A 17,762-nucleotide genomic window follows, 5' to 3' on the forward strand; every position below is an offset into this window, starting at 1 on the left:
GATAGCAATAAAAAAACGACATAATTGTCGTTTTTACATTGACGAATCAATTTCAGGAGGTTACATTATATTAAAACGACAACGTTGTCGTTTTAATATAAGGAGGCTGAAATGATGCTTATTACGATGTTAACAACAGGAACGCGAGGAGACACCCAGCCTTTTATGGCTTTAGGATTAGAGTTAAAAAAGAAAGGATACCATGTGCGAATTGCGGCTTCAGAAGCTTATCAAAACTTCATAGAATCGTATGGATTTGAATATGCCATGCTTCGAGGTGATGTTTCTAAAGTTATAGAGAGCGGAGCAGCAGACGATGCGATTAATGCAGACAATCCTCTCAAATTTTTTTCAAGCTTAAAAAATGAAAAGATGATGGGTATGATGGTTAATATACAAAAAGATTTGCATAAAGCCTGCAAAGGAGCCGATGCAATTGTATATCATCCAGGCGCAGCAATTGGCTATTTTGCTGCTAAAGAGATGAATATACCAAGCATCTTAGCCAGCCCTTTTCCAATGACACCAACAAAAGATTATCCAGCTCTAATTTTTTACGACCGACCACGATTTGGAAAAATATACAACAAGCTGACTCATCATATTTTTGAATGGGGGTTTTGGAAGGTCGTAAGTGGTCCTTTAAAAAAATATTGGGTGCAGCAGTATGGAGAAGGACCTAACGATTTTTCATGTCCGTATCCAAAGCAGCGTACAGCAGCTAACCCAACCATTATTTCATTAAGTCCCACTGTATTTTCCGTATCTAAAGATTGGCCTGAACACGTTCATTCCTACGGAAATTGGTTTATGGACAGTGACCATAGCTATCGGCCGGAAGAGAAGCTGGAAAGGTTTTTAAAGGCTGGAGAACCGCCAGTTTATATTGGATTTGGAAGTGTTGGGGATAAAAAAAATGCAGGCGAAACGACTGCTTTAGTGATTAAAGCCTTAAAACTTGCCGGGAAACGAGGTATCATCAATACAGGAGGAAGCGGAATGAATCAGACGGAAGAGATAGCAGAAGACATTTTATTTGTAAAAGATATTCCTCATGAGTGGCTGTTTCCTAAAATGTCTGCCGTTGTTCATCATGGAGGAGCAGGAACAACGGCGGAAGGCCTTCGAGCCGGTGTTCCAAGTATTATTGTTCCTTATGGAAATGACCAATTCGCTTGGGGAAGAAAAATTCATGAGCTAGGAGCTGGAGCAAAAGCCATTCCGAGAAAAGAATTGACGGCTGAAAAATTATCCGCAGCTATTTCCTATACGCAAGTTAATGAAATTCGATCCAAAGTACAAGAAATCGGAAAACAAATCCGAGCTGAAAAAGGAGCCGAAAAAGCAGCTCAGGTGATTATTGATACACTCGAGATATTCGGAAATAAATAAAAAAGTAAGCGAGCGTGAAAAAAATGCCAAAAGTAAGGGAAGGATACGCTGAAAAAAAGAAGCAAGAGATTTTAGAAGCAGCCAAAAGAGTATGCAAGAGCAAACCGGTGCATGATGTAGCCATGCGAGATATTGTTTTGGAATCAGGAATGAGTCAAGGAGGCGTGTACAAATATTTTTCAAATCTTGATGAAGTATTTGTCGGACTTCTTAATCAAGAAAGCGTCAGCTATAAAGTAAAAGATAAAATTGAAGCCCTACTCCAGACAAAAAAAGATCCCTTTGAAGTGCTGCATAATTTTATTATGTATATTGGAGAGCATATCCAAGAATCGATGACAGCAGGAGGAGAAATTTACTTTTCACTAGTAGCGTTGTATTCAAAAGACCCTCAGCGTTTTATGAAAATTGAAGATCAGCTAGTTGAAGTATCTAACCTTAAATATATTCAAAAAAAGCTTCACGACTTTATCACGCAGCAAATAGAAGTAAAGAATTTCTCTCCGTCTGTACCAACAGATGATCTCCTAGCTTTTATGGCTACAACGATCAACGGAATTACACAAAATCCAGCGCCGGTTTACAACGTCGATGAACAGAAACAAGTTGCTGAGGCGGCAAACGTAGAACGCCATGTCAATACGCTGTCAATAGCTGTCCGAAAGCTATTAGGAGAATAAGTACAGCTGTAACATTAAAATGTGTCTTGTAATATTGCTAGCAGCATTAAGTATATTTTTAAAAAAGGTTTTTTCACTTCTCCGTCTCGCTTTGAATAGTTTTGCAAAAATTAAGCATAATACGACTGCAAACTATATTTAAGGAGATGGAAAAAATGAAAAAAGGACTTATCATTGCTTCTTCGGTTCTTTTCCTTTCAGGCCTAGCTGCGTGCGGAGGAAATAAGGACAATAACGCAATGGACAATACTCAAAATGACTTACGCAACACTTCTACAAACGACGGGGCTGATAACAATATCCCAATGGATAACACGGATCAGCCGACCAAGTCAGTTGAAGCAGCGCAAAATGTAGAAGATATGAAGGAAGTCGATGATGCATATGTGCTTCGCGATAATAATAATGCCTATGTAACGGTAGATCTAGCTGGAAATGACGCAGCGGACAACAATGATAAGGGCAAGGTCAACAACGTAACGTATAACGGCGATACTTACCATGAAGTTTCAACTGATTTTGAACAAAAAATTGCGGACCGTGTGAGAGAAGCAGATAGTAAAATCGACAAAGTATACGTAGCGTTTGTAAACACGGGCTTAGACAATATGAACAACAACAATAACGTACCTGGCGTAGATAAAAATGACAAGATGTATCGAGATGATGAAAAAGATAACAACCGTGATCCAGAAGATATTGTAGAAGATCCAAAAGATATGATGGACCGTAACAACAAAGATCAATAACATCAAAAAGGCCTCTGAATCACCAGAGGCCTTTGGTTCATTAACTAAGTTCAAGTAAAGAAATAAAAATCGGAAGAACACAGCAAGAAACGGCTGAAATAAAATCAAGCTCGTTCTGTTTTTTTGCAGAAAGCGTGAACTCCATCAAAATAATTGTCAGGATACTCATGAAAAGCGTTGCATAAAAAAGAAAATCGCGCTGACTTTCCACTAAAAACAACACCGCATTTAAAATCAAAATAACGGCATAAAGAAACTTAAGCAGCACGTGAAGCTGCATGCTGAATTTATTCTCTTGTTTGTAGCGCAAGATATAGACAAAAAAGAAAATAAATAAAGTTAATTGCCATGAGGCAGGAAGTAACTGCTGCCATAGATTGTCCAAGAAACTCATTCCTCCTATAAAACGATGATGCATATATGTATAACATACATTTTTATTTTAAAAGTGAAGAGTATCTTTAGGCAAGCACAATTCTACTTTTTTATTCTTTTTCTTATACAGACTCTCAACATAAAAAAAGAACGGTCGCGATGACCATTCTTTTTACTTCACTTCAATTAAAACCTTCGTACCGTCAGGAAACTCGTCTACTTGATGTGAGATCCAAGACCCGGCGCCTCGATTGTCTGAAGGCTTTACATATTCAATATCGGCACCGCTTCCGCCTTCTTCACAAAAGGCCATCGGAAACTCATCTCGGTCATAGCCGCTTTTAGTCGGAATGCCTTTTAAAGACTCACGGCGGTTTTCCTCAGCCCCGTCTCGGTCGATTGTACAAACAGCCGATTTTCCTTTATCGATTGCATGTTGAATGTGCGCTGCAGTTTCAGGGTAACGATCAGCAGGGAAGGTAATTACTTCATCGTAGGAGGTATTCGTTGAAGAGTTCTGCTCTAACGGATTTCCTTCAATCATAACAATAACGGCTAATACTAAAATTAAAATTCCAGAAACAATTTTTTTCAATCTGTAAAACTCCTTTATAAAACGTTTATCACTTTTATTTTAAAGTAATAAGAAAAAAATGTAAAAACATATAATGGAACTAGCTAGAATTCATAAGAAAAACATAAGCTCACGTACAGCTGCTGAACGTGAGCTTATGTCTAATGATGAGAGTGATGATGATGCGTTTCGTTTTCAGCTGGCTGCAGTGAACGTAACTCTTCTTTCGATAATTTGCCTACTGTGACTTGCTGAGTAGGAAGGATGTGTTCACTGCGCGCGTTAATATCGGTTTTAACATAATAAATACCATCCTCTTTAAAGGTTGTTTTTGCTTTATACATACTGCCGTCATAGTGCGCTTTTACTGTTTCAACTTTACGGGGGGCATCTTTTTTCCACACTTTAAACTGAACGCTTTTTGCATCATCCACCGTTTTATTTTCTTGCATCACATGTACTTCTAGTACTTGTGTGCTCCGTGGCTTTATAGTTTCAGGAAGCATCACATGCGCAGACAGAGGCTTTGGCTGCTTGTAGAGCTTGTCTGCGTTACTGTTTACAGAGCATGCGGAAAGTAAAAGTGTACTGAGTATGACCAATCCGGGTATTTTCCATTTGTTCATTGTTACTGCACCTCACATCGTTTCATAAATCATGCGTTTAAAAACCGCTTCAATGCTGGAATTCGTTTGATGACAAAGAAATCTAAAAGCCACACGATAACTAAGGACAGTCCAACTAAAGGAAAAAGGATACCAAGCACCACGATTATACACGTCACGATTCGCATTGCATTTCCTTCAGGAACTTTAGGAGCCCCTATGTTTTTAGCTGGTTTTCGTTTCCACCACAGTAAGGATCCGCTGATGGCGATACCAGCAATTCCGATACAAATAATAAGGCCCATAAGCTGATTCATAAATCCAAACTGTGTGCCTTTATGAAGTGTAATACCGAGTGCAATCAATTTGCCCATAAATCCATAGTTGCCGTACCGATAATCAGCTAAAACAGCTCCAGTATATTGATCAAGGTGAATGGTTGCTTCATCCTGAGCTCTTGGTGAAAAAACAGAGAGCGTATACACACCTTGGGGCTCTTGCGGAATGGAAATGGTGTAGCCATCGTGAATATGCTGTTCTTTTGCAATACCTACAATGTCATCAAGCGATACTTTTGTATATTGCTGAGCTGTGGAGCTTGGAACTTCTAACGTTTCAGCTCCCCAAGGCACGTCCGCTACATCTTTTGTTTGCACGGTTGAAGTAGGGGCACTGCCTACCCAAATAGACGGAGGGTACCCAACGCCTGCGTTTGTGGCGATTTGCTGAAACGCATTGCCCCACAGTCCTGACCACGGAAGGCCTGTTAGTACGAGAAAAAGCATACCGGCTGAAATCCAAAAGGCCGGTACCGCATGAAGGTCTCGTGCAAGCACGTTTTTACCTTTTGAAAAACGAGGTATCAGTACGCCTTTTATTTTGTCTTTTTTGCGCGGCCACCATAAAAAAGCACCGGTTACAATTAAGACAATCGCCCAGCAGGCCGCAAGTTCTACGATACGATCACCGGCTGTTCCTGCCATTAGCTCTCCGTGAAGTTCTTCAATTTGATTCATTAAGCGACTCGAATCATCTAATTTTCCTATGATGTGACCATTGTGAGGATTAACGAAAATCGTATATGTATGGTCTTTTAATGAGATTCCTACTTCTGAAGAACGAGTGGAGCGATCACTGGGCTTATACGTCAACACGTCAGCGCCTGGATACTTTTCCTTTACAGCCTGTACTTGTGCTGAAGGAGATACGGACTGTGACTGAGCTTGCACATGATACAAGTCGTGGTACAGTTTTTCTTCAATTTGAGGCTTGAATAAATACATGCCGCCAGTAACAGCTAATATCAGAAGAAACGGAGTAAACACTAAACCTGCATAAAAATGCCAGCGCCATATGGCTTTGTACAGGCCTTGAGAACGCCCCGTGCTTTTTTTAGTTGTACTCGCTGATTCTTCTCGCTTTTCCTGCATCATTTTTTCCTCCTTTTTACTAACTAACGTGCTTTTATTATAGAAGGAAAGGGAGAATTAGCCATCACTCCTGAGAGTGATTGTTGGGGCTTATAAGAGGAAGGTGCTTTTCGTTTATTTCTTTTTCTTTTCATAATAAGGACCTAGACGGTCAATACGATTTGTCCAAATTCCCCCTGAATAATTAGCCGGAAGGCGTTTTATGTCTTTGACAGAATCAAATCCAGTGGAAAATTCGCTTCCGTTTCCGCCTACAATAATAGTCCGGGTATTGATATGATCCATGCGGTTTAAAAAGCGGTTTGGCCATCCCCATAGAAAAGGTCCGATCTTTTCAGGTATATGTAGTTCAGTGTTTTCACATGCTTTAGGCACGTATCCGGTCCACCCGGTTGCTATATATGGAATAAGACAAGATTTCATCGTTGCTTTTGACATAACTTTTAGATTGGGCATCGCTTTTTTCAGCGAATCAATAGGCTCATCTCCTCCGTACACAGTGATGTTTTTTAAGCGTTTTCTAGAGAGTTGTGACAAGTACTTTGCTAGTTTCTTCCCTTCTTCAGGGGCATTGCTTTTTACGTGAATAAGAAAAGATTGGTGCGGAAAGTATTTCATCACTTCGTCTAGAGAAGGCATAAGGTTGACTCCTTTGCCGCGAAAAGGATGCGTTTTTCCTCCATCTGCTGTGTAGCCGTACCCAATATCAAGCTTTTTTAATTCCGCCATCGTGTAATCTCGTGTTACGCCTGTTCCGTTCGTCCGGCAATCAAGAGTCCAATCATGGAACACAGCAAACTGATTGTCTTTTGTAATGTGAACGTCGAGCTCGACAATGTCAGCTCCGTCTTTAAAGGCTTCTTTTATAGAAGGAATTGTATTTTCTAAAAAAGAATGCTCAGGTTTGTAGATGAGTTCCGCTGTACACGTGTCGTTTTGAATGCCTTTTATATTAAACGTTTGAGCTACACCTCTATGAGCGAGAAGGAGAGGCTGTCCGCTTCTTTTTGTCAATAAAGAGCTATTGTTTATGTATACAAAAACAGCGATTCCTATCAAAATAAACCATACAGATTTTCGTTTAAAAAGCGCTCTTAAAAAATTCATAGCATCCCCCAGGTAGTTATTACATGTTAATTCTTACTTCTAAAAAAATCCTATAAGAATCCGGTATTATTTTCAATATTCAGACGGTAATAACTTCATGATAGTTTTCAGATAATTTATAAAAAAATAAAATGTTTCACATCTACCAAGACACAAAAAAACAGCTCGTGAAAGCTGTTAGTTCATTAAGCCATTTTGAAACGCATAGCTTGTCAGCTGCACGCGATTTTCTAAATGAAGCTTGCTTAAAATGTTTTTTAAATGGCTTTTTACCGTATGTTCAGAAATAAATAAATGCGCGGAGATATCGCGGTTTGACAGTCCTTTAGCCACTAATTGAAGCACTTCAAGCTCTCGTGCAGAAAGGGGAGTGTCGGGTTTTGTAATGGACGTTTCCTGAGGAAACTCTTTTAAAATTTGAAACGCAATTTCTTTTGACATAGGAACTTCATCTAAAGCGAACGCACGCAAATAGTCGTACCACACTTCAGACTGCAGGTTTTTTAACAAATAGCCCTGTGCGCCTTTTTTCAGCGCATCAAATAAATCCGTAATATCGTCTGAAACCGTGATGACCACAATTTTAACGTATGGAAACCGAAACTTAATTTGTTTAGTTGCTTCTAAACCGTTCATAACAGGCATTCCAATATCCATTAACACAATATCGGGCATTAATTTTTCGGTCAGTTCAATGGCTTCTTGCCCGTTGGTTCCTTCGCCAACAATAATAAAATCTTCATATTCTTCTAAAATATCGCGAATGCCTTCTCTCGCATGAGCATGATCATCTACAATCAAAATACGAAACGGCTGCATTTACGTAACCTCCTTTTTAATACTAACAGTCGTTTGGTTCTGTTTTCGCTGAATAGAAAAGTCCCAGTTCATATCTTTAGCACGATCTTTCATAATTTGTAAACCAAGCCCGGCCTTGAGAGATTCGGAAGTAAAACCTATACCGAAATCTGTAATTTCACAAATCCATCCGCCAGCCGTTTCACTGGCTGTAATCCAGATTTTATTTGTTTTTGCATGTTTAATGACGTTCATAGCAGCTTCTTTCACACAGGCAAACAGCTCGTTTTTTTCTTTTCTCGACAGCGTTGTTTCTGACAGTCTCCAATCTAAATTTACATCTAGTAAATGAGTATGTGTTAAGTCATCCACGTATTGTTGAATGCTTTCTGTCCAGCTTTCCGAAGAGTGGGAAGGAGAGTGCTTTAGGTTCGTAATCGCTTGGCGCGTATCGTCATGGACATGCTGAAGGGTTTGTTTCATCCGGATAAAATCATAATCATTCTCCAAGTTGTTTTTTCTTCCGAATTTATTCATTTTGACAGATAGGAGAAACAGCGACTGCGCAATGCCGTCATGCAGTTCTCTCGCTAATTTTTCACGTTCAATAAGCGCTGCTTTCTTTTCTTTTTCCTGTCTTAATTCCTCTTGTATTTTTTCTAAAACAGAAAATAAATAGCGGACAAACACAAGCGTGACAAAAAAGACAAGCAGCGGAGAAAGCACATTTCCCATATCCATTGAGATGTAAGGGAGCAAAAAGGTATGGCGAACATACTCCCAAAGCGCGATGGTCAGAGTTGGAAGAAGCAAAATCAGCCATTTGATTTGTCTATATTTCACGGTATCCCTTCTTTCGTCCATAAAATGTGTCTATATTTTATCATTTGAGCGGAAAATTACTAGAGGAAAGGAGAGAAATCACTCTTAAGAGTGATTAGTACCACCCGTAGCTGAACGGATAAAAGTAATGGAAAAAAGTCTTATCTGCAATATCATACAAGAAAAATTTTCGAGTGAATGGTATGGTTAAAAAGCTTAGTATGTGACAAGGAGGGGTCGATTGATGACAAAAGAAATTCGCACGGCGCACGTTGACGCCGATTTACATATTGAAGCTTACCGTTTTAAAGGAATTATGCAAAAGTTTCCTGCTCATTTTCACGAGTATTATGTGATTGGATTTATTGAAGAAGGCCAGCGTCATTTAATTTGCCAAGGCAAAGAATACATCATTAACCCAGGAGATTTGCTGCTGTTTAATCCGTATGATGTCCATAGCTGTGAACAAATAGACGGCAAAACGCTTGATTATCGCTGTATTAACGTGACGCCAGAAGTAATGAAAAAAGCTGTTTTTGACATTAACGGCAGTGAAAGTCTTCCGCGTTTTAACAGCAGCGTGGTGCAAAGAAGTGATGCTGTCTCTAGTTTAAAAGAGCTTCATTTGCAAATTTTAAATGGTGAACGTGAGTTTAAGAAAGAAGAGTTATTTTTATATTTGCTAGAAGAACTCATGCAGGATCATTCAAATCTTTCTTTTCTTTCGTCAGCCGTTGACACGTCTCATGAAATCACAACGATCTGCAGCTATTTGGAAGACAACTATACAAACAAGATCACACTGGATGAATTAAGTCAGCTAATTGGATGGAGTAAATACCGGCTGCTGCGCTCTTTCACAAAGCAAAAAGGAATCTCTCCATACAGCTACTTGGAAACAATACGAATCAATCAGGCTAAAAAACTGTTAGAGCAAGGAAAAAAGCCGATTGACGTATCGTTTTTAACGGGATTCAGTGATCAAAGTCATTTGACTCGATTTTTTAAAAATCAGGTTGGGTTAACACCAAAACAATACATGAAAATATTTGAAAATGAAAAGAAAACAGGATGCTAGTAATAGCTTAGAAGGGAGAGAAGAAATGTGGATCATTTAGCTGCTTACATGCTGATGGCATTGGTCATGTCCATGATACCTGGTGCTGATACAATTCTTATCATGAAAAATACGCTTCATCACGGAGCAAAAGCAGGACGTTTTACCATACTCGGCATGGCTACAGGCCTCACGTTTTGGACGTTAATTGCTGTGCTTGGCTTGTCTGTTGCTATTGCGCAGTCGGTGTATCTGTTTAACACGATTAAATACATAGGGGCAGCGTACTTATTTTACTTAGGCATCAAAATATTTCTGACGAAAAATACGCTCTCATTGGAGGCCATTTCAGAAGAAACAAAAACTGTAAAGTCTTCATCTAATCGCTGCTATAAAGAATCATATATGCAAGGGGCTCTTAGCAATTTTCTTAATCCTAAAACGGTATTAGTTTATATTACGTTTATGCCACAGTTTATTAACTTGGATGCACACACAAATCAACAGCTGCTTATGCTTGGCTTTATTCTGACGCTTATAGCGGTAGGGTGGTTTTTAATCTTGGTGTATGTAATAGATTACGTAAAAAAATGGCTTAAAAAACCGGTGTTTCAAAAAGCCTTTCAACGATGCAGCGGAGTGCTGCTGATTGGTTTTGGGATAAAAACAATAGTGTAATCGTAGTTAGTAAGTAAAAAAGCCTTATTGAAAAATAAGGCTTTTTTTACGTTTAAAAACACGTAAACGAAACAATTTGTCGTGTATCGACACCGAAAATGGTCCAAAAACGTCCGTTCCATCTAAATCCTGCAACCGATCGCGGTCCTACAAAAATAGGGAAATACCAGAAGCTAGAGCCGTTTCTAAGCCATATAAACGTATTGCGGAATAGACAAAGAGAAATGGCTCCTGGGTCAACAGCAAATGGAGTTGCCGTTTGTTGAGCTGGAATAAATGCCGGCGGAGGGGAAGTTGGAGCTTGCTGCGGGTTAGGTGTAGGTAAACCGCCTGGTGGCCTAGGTGGACCGGCCGGGAGTTGAGGTCCAGGAAATCTTGCTGGGTAAGAATAAAAATCCATATAATTAATGTCCATTTTTTTAATCACCTCTATTTTTTATCACTATTTTATAAAGTATGAGAAAGCTGCCTAAAGGGATTGGGCAACTATAACGTTTTTTACATAGGTCTTTTTTATGAAGAAAAGTTTGGTTCTTAAGTCGGGAATAAATTCCTTCATGAACTCGATAAAAGCTGAATAGGATAAAACAGAGTGTGTTTTTAGAGGAGGACTTTTCATGGATAACAATCCAAAAAAGATGTTTACACCGGTTAAGACCTATCAACCTTTCCACAGTATCTATGATCCGTGCCGGCCGATAGGAGTTAAATATTATTCTACGCCGCCTCAATTATACATGGGATTTCAGCCGCCGAATCTGCAGCAGTTTTCACCGAAAGAAGCGCTAAAAAAAGGAACGCTGTGGCCGGCTTTTTGGGACTACTATGAAAATCCATACAAAGATAAGAAGAGGGATGAAGAATGAAAAATCTATCTCCGGAGTACTATCAGGATTTAGAAGAAATACAGGCGATTGATTTTGCACTGGTAGAATTAACGCTGTATTTAGATACCCATCCAAATGACCAGCAGGCTATGCAGCAGTTTAACGAATACGCGCAGCAGGCTATGCAGTTAAAAAGAAACTTTGAAACAAAGTACGGGCCACTCCAGCAGTATGGAAACAGCTATACCGACGGAAATTGGAGCTGGGGAACAAGCCCTTGGCCATGGCAAATATGAGCAGGTAAAGGCGGGAACTATATGTGGGTGTATGAAAAGAAATTGCAGTATCCAGTGAAAGTAAGCACGTGTAATCCAACGCTTGCAAAATATTTAATGGAACAGTACGGGGGCGCGGACGGAGAGCTTGCAGCAGCACTTCGTTATTTGAATCAGCGCTATACGATTCCCGATAAAGTTGTTGGATTACTAAACGATATCGGGACAGAAGAGTTTGCTCATCTTGAAATGATTGCTACGATGATTTATAAGTTAACAAAGGATGCAACGCCGGAGCAGCTGAAGGCAGCGGGATTAGCAGAACACTATGTGAACCATGATAGTGCACTTTATTACAATAATGCTGCTGGGGTTCCGTTTACAGCTACTTATATACAGGCAAAAGGAGATCCGATCGCAGATCTTTATGAAGACATAGCTGCAGAAGAAAAAGCAAGAGCTACATATCAATGGTTAATTGATATATCAGATGATCCTGATTTAAACGACAGCTTAAGATTTTTACGAGAAAGAGAGATTGTTCACTCACAGCGGTTCCGTGAGGCCGTGGAGATTTTAAAAGATGACAGAGACAGAAAGAAAGTCTTTTAACTAGTAAAAAAACATCCCCCTTGGCGAATGCAAACGAAAGGAGGGATGTTTTTTGTTGTGACTGCGTTGATTATACGCTAGAACTGCAGTGACAAGAAACAACCTTTAATTTCCCTTCAACATCTTTCCAAACTCGCGTATAGCTGTATTCGCCTCCGATCGATTCACCGGTTGCCAGCGACCCATTTAACGCTATTTTTGTAACGGTAACGGCAAGTTCTTGAAACAGTTTAATTTCTTGTTCCAACACTTCGATGCCCGCTATATCAAGACTTTTTGAACGATGAGCATTTATATCTTGCTCTTTTGACACCCATTGCCCAAGGTGATTCACAAAAATAAGCTCATCTGAAAGTAATTCTTCTAATAGCTCTACGTTATTAGAAAGCATGGCTGAACGAAGCATTTCTTCGTATTCTATAACTCTTGCTTGGTTCATTTTTTATCCTCCTTTACGCCTTGTGTAACTCTTTTCTATTTCCACGTTGCTTTTCCTTTAAACTTCTGCTCTTGATAAAATGTGTTAATTTATGTTAAAAGAGGGGATAAGTGGACTAATTTTCTGTAAGCACAAAAGATTCTGAAAGACTCGGTTAATTACCTTTAAATGGTATAAAATTAGAATGAAAGAACCTTTTCTTTCCACTTTTTCAGTTATCTTTTTACTATTAAGATGCAGTTTTTTATACTTGTAATTGTAGCGGAATGAACGTTCATTCCGTTTTTGAAAAGAGGTGATAAAGTGGAATCTACTCCAACAAAACAAAAAGCGATTTTTTCTGCTTCGCTTCTGCTGTTTGCAGAAAGAGGATTTGATGCAACAACGATGCCAATGATTGCAGAGAATGCCAAAGTAGGAGCAGGAACAATTTATCGCTACTTTAAAAATAAAGAAAGTCTTGTAAATGAATTATTTCAGCAGCATGTGAACGAGTTTTTACAGTGTATTGAAAGCGGTCTGGCAAACGAAAGAGATGGATACCGAGATGGGTTTCATCATATCTTTGAAGGTATGGTGACATTTACTAAAAACCATCCTCGTGCTCTTGGATTTATTAAGACTCATAGCCAAGGAGCTTTTTTAACGGAAGAGAGCCGCTTAGCATATCAAAAGCTGGTGGAATTTGTTTGCACGTTCTTCAGAGAAGGACAAAAGCAAGGTGTGATTAGAAATCTTCCTGAAAATGCGCTAATTGCTATTTTATTTGGAAGTTTCATGGAAGTATATGAAATGATTGAAAATAACTATTTATCTTTAACTGATGAACTTCTTACCGGTGTAGAAGAGAGTCTGTGGGCAGCACTTAGCAGACAATCTTGAAACTTAACAAGTGAAAGAGGGATACGATGCCAATTAAAGAAATGCCTCAGCCAAAAACATTTGGAGAGCTTAAAAACTTACCGTTATTAAACACAGATAAACCGATTCAAACTTTGATGAAAATTGCGGATGAATTAGGAGAAATCTTTAAATTTGAAGCGCCTGGCCGCGTGACGCGCTACTTATCGAGTCAGCGTCTAATCAAAGAAGCATGCGATGAATCACGCTTTGATAAAAACTTAAGTCAAGCGCTTAAATTTGTGCGTGATTTTGCAGGAGACGGTTTATTTACAAGCTGGACCCACGAAAAAAACTGGAAAAAAGCCCATAACATCTTGCTTCCAAGCTTCAGCCAGCAAGCAATGAAAGGCTATCATGCGATGATGGTAGATATCGCTGTGCAGCTTATTCAAAAGTGGGAGCGTCTAAATACAGATGAGCATATTGAAGTACCGGAAGATATGACGCGTTTAACGCTTGATACAATCGGTCTTTGCGGCTTCAACTATCGCTTTAACAGCTTTTACCGAGATCAGCCGCATCCGTTTATTACAAGTATGGTTCGTGCACTAGATGAAGCAATGAACAAGTTGCAGCGAGCAAATCCAGATGATCCAGCTTACGATGAAAATAAGCGCCAGTTTCAAGAAGATATCAAAGTGATGAACGACCTAGTAGATAAAATTATTGCAGACCGCAAAGCAAGCGGTGAACAAAGCGATGATTTGTTAACGCATATGCTAAACGGAAAAGATCCAGAAACAGGTGAGCCGCTTGATGACGAGAACATTCGCTATCAAATTATTACGTTCTTAATTGCGGGACACGAAACAACAAGCGGTCTTTTATCATTTGCGCTGTATTTCTTAGTGAAAAATCCACATGTATTACAAAAAGCAGCAGAAGAAGCAGCACGAGTTTTAGTAGATCCTGTGCCAAGCTACAAACAAGTCAAACAGCTTAAATATGTGGGCATGGTCTTAAATGAAGCGCTGCGCTTATGGCCAACGGCTCCTGCGTTTTCCCTATATGCAAAAGAAGATACGGTGCTTGGAGGAGAGTATCCTTTAGAAAAAGGTGATGAACTGATGGTTCTGATTCCTCAGCTTCACCGTGATAAAACAATTTGGGGAGACGATGTAGAGGAGTTTCGCCCAGAGCGTTTTGAAAACCCAAGCGCGATTCCACAGCATGCATTTAAACCGTTTGGAAACGGTCAGCGTGCGTGTATCGGTCAGCAGTTCGCTCTTCATGAAGCAACGCTTGTACTTGGTATGATGCTAAAACACTTTGACTTTGAAGATCACACAAACTACGAGCTGGATATTAAAGAAACCTTAACGTTAAAACCTGAAGGCTTTGTTGTCAAAGCTAAATCGAAAAAAATCCCGCTTGGCGGTATTCCTTCACCTAGCACTGAGCAGTCTGCTAAAAAAGTACGCAAAACCGTAGAAAACGCTCATAATACGCCGCTTCTTGTGCTATACGGTTCAAACATGGGAACGGCTGAAGGGACGGCGCGTGACTTAGCTGATATTGCGATGAGCAAAGGATTCGCACCGCAAGTCGCAACGCTTGATTCCCACGCAGGAAACCTTCCCCGCGAAGGAGCTGTATTAATTGTAACGGCGTCTTATAACGGACACCCGCCTGATAACGCAAAGCAATTTGTCGACTGGTTAGACCAAGCGTCTGCTGATGAAGTAAAAGGCGTGCGCTACTCCGTATTTGGATGCGGCGATAAAAATTGGGCGACAACGTATCAAAAAGTGCCTGCTTTTATCGATGAAACGCTTGCGGCTAAAGGGGCAGAAAACATCGCTGACCGCGGTGAAGCAGATGCAAGCGACGACTTTGAAGGCACATATGAAGAATGGCGTGAACATATGTGGAGTGATGTAGCAGCTTACTTTAACCTCGACATTGAAAACAGTGAAGATAATAAATCTACACTTTCACTTCAATTCGTCGACAGCGCCGCGGATATGCCGCTTGCGAAAATGCACGGTGCGTTTTCAGCGAACGTCGTAGCAAGCAAAGAGCTTCAAAAGCCAGGCAGTGCACGAAGCACGCGTCATCTTGAAATTGAACTTCCAAAAGAAGCTTCTTATCAAGAAGGAGATCATTTAGGTGTTATTCCTCGCAACTATGAAGGAATAGTAAATCGTGTAGCAACAAGATTCGGTCTAGATGCATCACAGCAAATCCGTTTGGAAGCTGAAGAAGAAAAATTAGCTCATTTGCCACTCGGTAAAACAGTATCAGTAGAAGAGCTTCTGCAATACGTGGAGCTTCAAGATCCTGTTACGCGCACGCAGCTTCGTGCAATGGCTGCTAAAACAGTCTGCCCGCCGCATAAAGTAGAGCTTGAAGCCTTGCTTGAAAAGCAGGCGTACAAAGAACAAGTGCTGGCAAAACGTTTAACAATGCTTGAACTGCTTGAAAAATATCCGGCGTGTGAAATGGAATTCAGCGAATTTATCGCACTTCTTCCAAGCATGCGTCCGCGCTATTACTCAATTTCTTCATCACCTCGTGTCGATGAAAAACAAGCAAGCATCACGGTCAGCGTTGTTTCAGGAGAAGCGTGGAGCGGATACGGAGAATACAAAGGAATTGCATCGAACTATCTTGCCAATCTGCAAGAAGGAGATACGATTACGTGCTTTGTTTCCACACCGCAGTCAGGATTTACGCTGCCAAAAGGCCCTGAAACACCACTTATCATGGTAGGACCGGGAACAGGCGTCGCGCCGTTTAGAGGCTTTGTGCAGGCTCGCAAGCAGTTAAAAGAACAAGGACAGTCGCTTGGAGAAGCGCATTTATACTTTGGCTGCCGTTCACCTCATGAAGATTATCTGTATCAAGAAGAGCTTGAAAACGCCCAAAATGAAGGCATCATTACGCTTCATACCGCTTTTTCTCGCGTACCAAATCAGCCGAAAACATACGTTCAGCACTTGATGGAACAAGACGGCAAGAAATTGATTGAACTTCTTGACCAAGGAGCGCACTTCTATATTTGCGGAGACGGAAGCCAAATGGCACCTGACGTTGAAGCAACGCTTATGAAAAGCTATGCTGAAGTTCACCAAGTGAGTGAAGCAGACGCTCGCTTATGGCTGCAGCAGCTAGAAGAAAAGGGCCGATACGCAAAAGACGTGTGGGCTGGGTAAATTAAAAAGAGGCTAGGATAAAAGTAGTTTAGTTGGTTGAAGGAAGATCCGAACGATGAGTCGTTCGGATTTTTTTATTGGTAGAGTGAACGTAGATTTCATTTATTTAGTGGCTTCTAGCGGTTGATTGGAGGGTAAGGCGAAGACTCCTGCAGGAAAAGCGGAACAGGTGAGACCCCGCAGGAGCACAAGCGACGAGGAGGCTCACCGGCCGCCCGCGGAAAGGGAAGTCTTGCACGGAAATCAACCGCGGTGTCTAAAACGATCTATACGAGTTCATTTCTCCCATTTATTCGTCTTTTGTCCCCGCTTCATTTTTATAGCGTCTTAACGTTTCTTCTGCGTGACAGCAAATTTTTTCAATTAGCTCCTGAGGTTCTTCAATAAAAGCATGAGCCCCTAAGGTATAGAAAAAAGAAGCCATGTAGTTTAATTCATTTCCATCAGTTATTGTATCGATATAGCCATTCCCATCACGCGCCACCTTTACATGATTTTCAAGCCAAGGAACGCCTTTACACTGACGAACGCCTTCGTGCGTCAAGGTTACTTTTAACGAAATCGGCTGTGAGTTTACCGGTTCTGTTTCAAGCCATTCCTTTAACGTAAGAGACATATTTTCGTCTTTTTCTAAAACTTTTAACGAGTGAATACGATCCGCTCGAAATAATAATACTTTTTGCTTATCGCAAGAATAGGCAGGGCAGTACCATAAACCGTTATGAGCATAAATGCCAAGGGGTTTGACTTGTTTTCTTGTTTGACCGGTCTGTGAATCATAAAGAAATTCAACATATTTTCCTGCAAGGCTTGCTTCTAAAAGCTCTTTTAAATAAGGAGTGTCAAGGTTTCTTTTAGGATTCCAAAACGCAATATGAGCACTCATTTTATCTACTTTTTTCTTTGTTTCCTCAGACAGGTACACATAAAATTTTTGAAGAGCCGCATGAATTCCTGCATCAAACGGAAGGTCATGATAATACTGCAGAGCCTGATAAGCAAAAAAGATAGAGATAGCTTCTTCTTCCGTAAACAAAATAGGAGGGAGAATACGATTTTTTAGCACTCTGTAACCGCCGCTCCGTCCTTTTTCACTGTAAAGAGGCAGTCCTAATTCACTTAAGTCCAGTAAATAGCGTTGAACGGTCCGCACGGAAAGACCAAATTCCTCCGCTAGTTCTTTTGCCGTAAACGTTCTTTTTGTATTAATAAACATGAGCATATCAACAAGCCGTCTAGACTTAGCCATTTATTTTCACCTTTTTCTTCTAATATGACAAAAAT

20 protein-coding genes and 1 pseudogene are annotated in these 17,762 nt (G+C 40.3%); 11 read left to right on the top strand and 10 right to left on the bottom strand.

Annotated elements, in window-relative coordinates; all coding sequences use genetic code 11:
• The first annotated feature begins 114 nt into the window (after positions 1–114).
• The 3 genes from LAV82_RS13525 to LAV82_RS13535 all read left to right on the top strand — a co-directional run bounded on the left by LAV82_RS13525 (position 115) and on the right by LAV82_RS13535 (position 2,821).
• A complete protein-coding gene (locus tag LAV82_RS13525; protein WP_499716267.1) occupies positions 115–1,392 on the top strand; it encodes a glycosyltransferase in 1,278 nt (425 codons plus the stop codon).
• A 23-nt stretch (positions 1,393–1,415) separates the two neighbouring features.
• The gene (locus LAV82_RS13530) at positions 1,416–2,072 is read left to right on the top strand and encodes a TetR/AcrR family transcriptional regulator (RefSeq protein WP_098547681.1); all 657 of its coding nucleotides are present in this window, start codon (positions 1,416–1,418) and stop codon (positions 2,070–2,072) included.
• A gap of 155 nt (positions 2,073–2,227) precedes the next feature.
• Positions 2,228–2,821, top strand: a complete 594-nt coding sequence (locus LAV82_RS13535; RefSeq protein ID WP_211077804.1) for a hypothetical protein — start codon at positions 2,228–2,230, stop codon at positions 2,819–2,821.
• A gap of 40 nt (positions 2,822–2,861) precedes the next feature.
• Here LAV82_RS13535 and LAV82_RS13540 read toward each other — a convergent pair whose 3' ends face one another.
• The 7 genes from LAV82_RS13540 to LAV82_RS13570 form a co-directional block, all read right to left on the bottom strand.
• Positions 2,862–3,206 carry a DUF1516 family protein gene (locus LAV82_RS13540; RefSeq protein ID WP_028414497.1) on the bottom strand — a complete coding sequence of 115 codons (345 nt, stop codon included), beginning with the start codon at positions 3,204–3,206 and terminating at the stop codon, positions 2,862–2,864.
• Between the two features lie 162 nt (positions 3,207–3,368).
• A complete protein-coding gene (locus LAV82_RS13545; protein WP_013057949.1) occupies positions 3,369–3,791 on the bottom strand; it encodes a NucA/NucB deoxyribonuclease domain-containing protein in 423 nt (140 codons plus the stop codon).
• Positions 3,792–3,931: 140 nt separating this feature from the next.
• Positions 3,932–4,396: a FixH family protein gene (locus LAV82_RS13550; protein ID WP_211077805.1), complete on the bottom strand. Its 465-nt coding sequence runs from the start codon at positions 4,394–4,396 to the stop codon at positions 3,932–3,934.
• A gap of 29 nt (positions 4,397–4,425) precedes the next feature.
• Complete coding sequence (locus tag LAV82_RS13555) at positions 4,426–5,808, bottom strand: PepSY-associated TM helix domain-containing protein (protein WP_303526686.1); 1,383 nt, start codon at positions 5,806–5,808, stop codon at positions 4,426–4,428.
• 111 nt (positions 5,809–5,919) lie between these two features.
• Positions 5,920–6,912: a glycerophosphodiester phosphodiesterase family protein gene (locus LAV82_RS13560; protein ID WP_303526688.1), complete on the bottom strand. Its 993-nt coding sequence runs from the start codon at positions 6,910–6,912 to the stop codon at positions 5,920–5,922.
• 177 nt (positions 6,913–7,089) lie between these two features.
• Positions 7,090–7,731, bottom strand: coding sequence for a response regulator (locus LAV82_RS13565; protein ID WP_211077808.1), 642 nt, complete (start codon positions 7,729–7,731; stop codon positions 7,090–7,092).
• Entirely contained in the window at positions 7,732–8,553 is an 822-nt protein-coding gene (locus LAV82_RS13570; RefSeq protein WP_303526693.1) for a sensor histidine kinase, read from the bottom strand.
• Positions 8,554–8,776: 223 nt separating this feature from the next.
• Here LAV82_RS13570 and LAV82_RS13575 point away from each other — a divergent pair, with 223 nt between their 5' ends.
• Positions 8,777–9,610: an AraC family ligand binding domain-containing protein gene (locus tag LAV82_RS13575; protein ID WP_211077810.1), complete on the top strand. Its 834-nt coding sequence runs from the start codon at positions 8,777–8,779 to the stop codon at positions 9,608–9,610.
• Between the two features lie 27 nt (positions 9,611–9,637).
• Positions 9,638–10,267 (top strand): LysE family translocator, encoded by a 630-nt coding sequence (locus tag LAV82_RS13580; protein WP_029322899.1) that lies wholly within the window; start codon positions 9,638–9,640, stop codon positions 10,265–10,267.
• Between the two features lie 52 nt (positions 10,268–10,319).
• Here the strand turns inward: LAV82_RS13580 and LAV82_RS13585 are convergent, their stop codons facing one another.
• The gene (locus tag LAV82_RS13585; RefSeq protein ID WP_013057940.1) at positions 10,320–10,682 is read right to left on the bottom strand and encodes a hypothetical protein; all 363 of its coding nucleotides are present in this window, start codon (positions 10,680–10,682) and stop codon (positions 10,320–10,322) included.
• 202 nt (positions 10,683–10,884) lie between these two features.
• Between LAV82_RS13585 and LAV82_RS13590 the strand changes: the two genes are divergently transcribed.
• From LAV82_RS13590 to cotJC, 3 genes are read left to right on the top strand one after another with little or no spacing between them, the layout of a single operon-like run.
• Positions 10,885–11,133 carry a spore coat associated protein CotJA gene (locus LAV82_RS13590; protein WP_013057939.1) on the top strand — a complete coding sequence of 83 codons (249 nt, stop codon included), beginning with the start codon at positions 10,885–10,887 and terminating at the stop codon, positions 11,131–11,133.
• A complete protein-coding gene (locus tag LAV82_RS13595) occupies positions 11,130–11,390 on the top strand; it encodes a spore coat protein CotJB (protein ID WP_211077812.1) in 261 nt (86 codons plus the stop codon). The genes LAV82_RS13590 and LAV82_RS13595 overlap by 4 nt, the downstream gene beginning before the upstream one ends.
• 21 nt (positions 11,391–11,411) lie before the next feature.
• On the top strand, positions 11,412–11,981 hold the full coding sequence (cotJC, locus tag LAV82_RS13600) for a spore coat protein CotJC (protein ID WP_013057937.1): 570 nt from the start codon (positions 11,412–11,414) through the stop codon (positions 11,979–11,981).
• 70 nt (positions 11,982–12,051) lie between these two features.
• Here the strand turns inward: cotJC and LAV82_RS13605 are convergent, their stop codons facing one another.
• Positions 12,052–12,420 (bottom strand): nuclear transport factor 2 family protein, encoded by a 369-nt coding sequence (locus LAV82_RS13605; RefSeq protein WP_013057936.1) that lies wholly within the window; start codon positions 12,418–12,420, stop codon positions 12,052–12,054.
• A 303-nt stretch (positions 12,421–12,723) separates the two neighbouring features.
• On the opposite strand from LAV82_RS13605, the gene LAV82_RS13610 reads away from it, so the two are divergent.
• From LAV82_RS13610 to LAV82_RS13620, 3 genes and pseudogenes are all read left to right on the top strand, one after another.
• Positions 12,724–13,302 carry a TetR/AcrR family transcriptional regulator gene (locus tag LAV82_RS13610; protein WP_029322896.1) on the top strand — a complete coding sequence of 193 codons (579 nt, stop codon included), beginning with the start codon at positions 12,724–12,726 and terminating at the stop codon, positions 13,300–13,302.
• Positions 13,303–13,328: 26 nt separating this feature from the next.
• Positions 13,329–16,478, top strand: a complete 3,150-nt coding sequence (locus tag LAV82_RS13615; protein WP_499716269.1) for a bifunctional cytochrome P450/NADPH--P450 reductase — start codon at positions 13,329–13,331, stop codon at positions 16,476–16,478.
• Between the two features lie 138 nt (positions 16,479–16,616).
• A pseudogene (locus tag LAV82_RS13620) lies at positions 16,617–16,865 on the top strand (hypothetical protein); the annotation flags it as partial.
• Here LAV82_RS13620 and LAV82_RS13625 read toward each other — a convergent pair.
• Entirely contained in the window at positions 16,768–17,727 is a 960-nt protein-coding gene (locus LAV82_RS13625; protein WP_274589160.1) for a helix-turn-helix transcriptional regulator, read from the bottom strand. The pseudogene LAV82_RS13620 and the gene LAV82_RS13625 sit on opposite strands and share 98 nt — an antisense overlap.
• Positions 17,728–17,762: the final 35 nt, after the last annotated feature.

Origin of the sequence: Bacillus sp. ILBB4 (assembly GCF_035064545.1) — a bacterium.
Classification (GTDB): Bacteria; Bacillota; Bacilli; order Bacillales; family Bacillaceae_H; genus Priestia.

Excerpts from the sequence above, each read along its gene's own strand:
- LAV82_RS13525 (WP_499716267.1), top strand. The coding sequence starts at position 115 with ATGCTTATTACGATGTTAACAACAGGAACGCGAGGAGACACCCAGCCT.
- LAV82_RS13530 (WP_098547681.1), top strand. The coding sequence starts at position 1,416 with ATGCCAAAAGTAAGGGAAGGATACGCTGAAAAAAAGAAGCAAGAGATT.
- LAV82_RS13535 (WP_211077804.1), top strand. The coding sequence starts at position 2,228 with ATGAAAAAAGGACTTATCATTGCTTCTTCGGTTCTTTTCCTTTCAGGC.
- LAV82_RS13550 (WP_211077805.1), bottom strand. The coding sequence starts at position 4,396 with ATGAACAAATGGAAAATACCCGGATTGGTCATACTCAGTACACTTTTA.
- LAV82_RS13555 (WP_303526686.1), bottom strand. The coding sequence starts at position 5,808 with ATGATGCAGGAAAAGCGAGAAGAATCAGCGAGTACAACTAAAAAAAGC.
- LAV82_RS13560 (WP_303526688.1), bottom strand. The coding sequence starts at position 6,912 with ATGAATTTTTTAAGAGCGCTTTTTAAACGAAAATCTGTATGGTTTATT.
- LAV82_RS13565 (WP_211077808.1), bottom strand. The coding sequence starts at position 7,731 with ATGCAGCCGTTTCGTATTTTGATTGTAGATGATCATGCTCATGCGAGA.
- LAV82_RS13575 (WP_211077810.1), top strand. The coding sequence starts at position 8,777 with ATGACAAAAGAAATTCGCACGGCGCACGTTGACGCCGATTTACATATT.
- LAV82_RS13585 (WP_013057940.1), bottom strand. The coding sequence starts at position 10,682 with ATGGACATTAATTATATGGATTTTTATTCTTACCCAGCAAGATTTCCT.
- LAV82_RS13590 (WP_013057939.1), top strand. The coding sequence starts at position 10,885 with ATGGATAACAATCCAAAAAAGATGTTTACACCGGTTAAGACCTATCAA.
- LAV82_RS13595 (WP_211077812.1), top strand. The coding sequence starts at position 11,130 with ATGAAAAATCTATCTCCGGAGTACTATCAGGATTTAGAAGAAATACAG.
- cotJC (WP_013057937.1), top strand. The coding sequence starts at position 11,412 with ATGTGGGTGTATGAAAAGAAATTGCAGTATCCAGTGAAAGTAAGCACG.
- LAV82_RS13605 (WP_013057936.1), bottom strand. The coding sequence starts at position 12,420 with ATGAACCAAGCAAGAGTTATAGAATACGAAGAAATGCTTCGTTCAGCC.
- LAV82_RS13615 (WP_499716269.1), top strand. The coding sequence starts at position 13,329 with ATGCCAATTAAAGAAATGCCTCAGCCAAAAACATTTGGAGAGCTTAAA.
- LAV82_RS13625 (WP_274589160.1), bottom strand. The coding sequence starts at position 17,727 with ATGGCTAAGTCTAGACGGCTTGTTGATATGCTCATGTTTATTAATACA.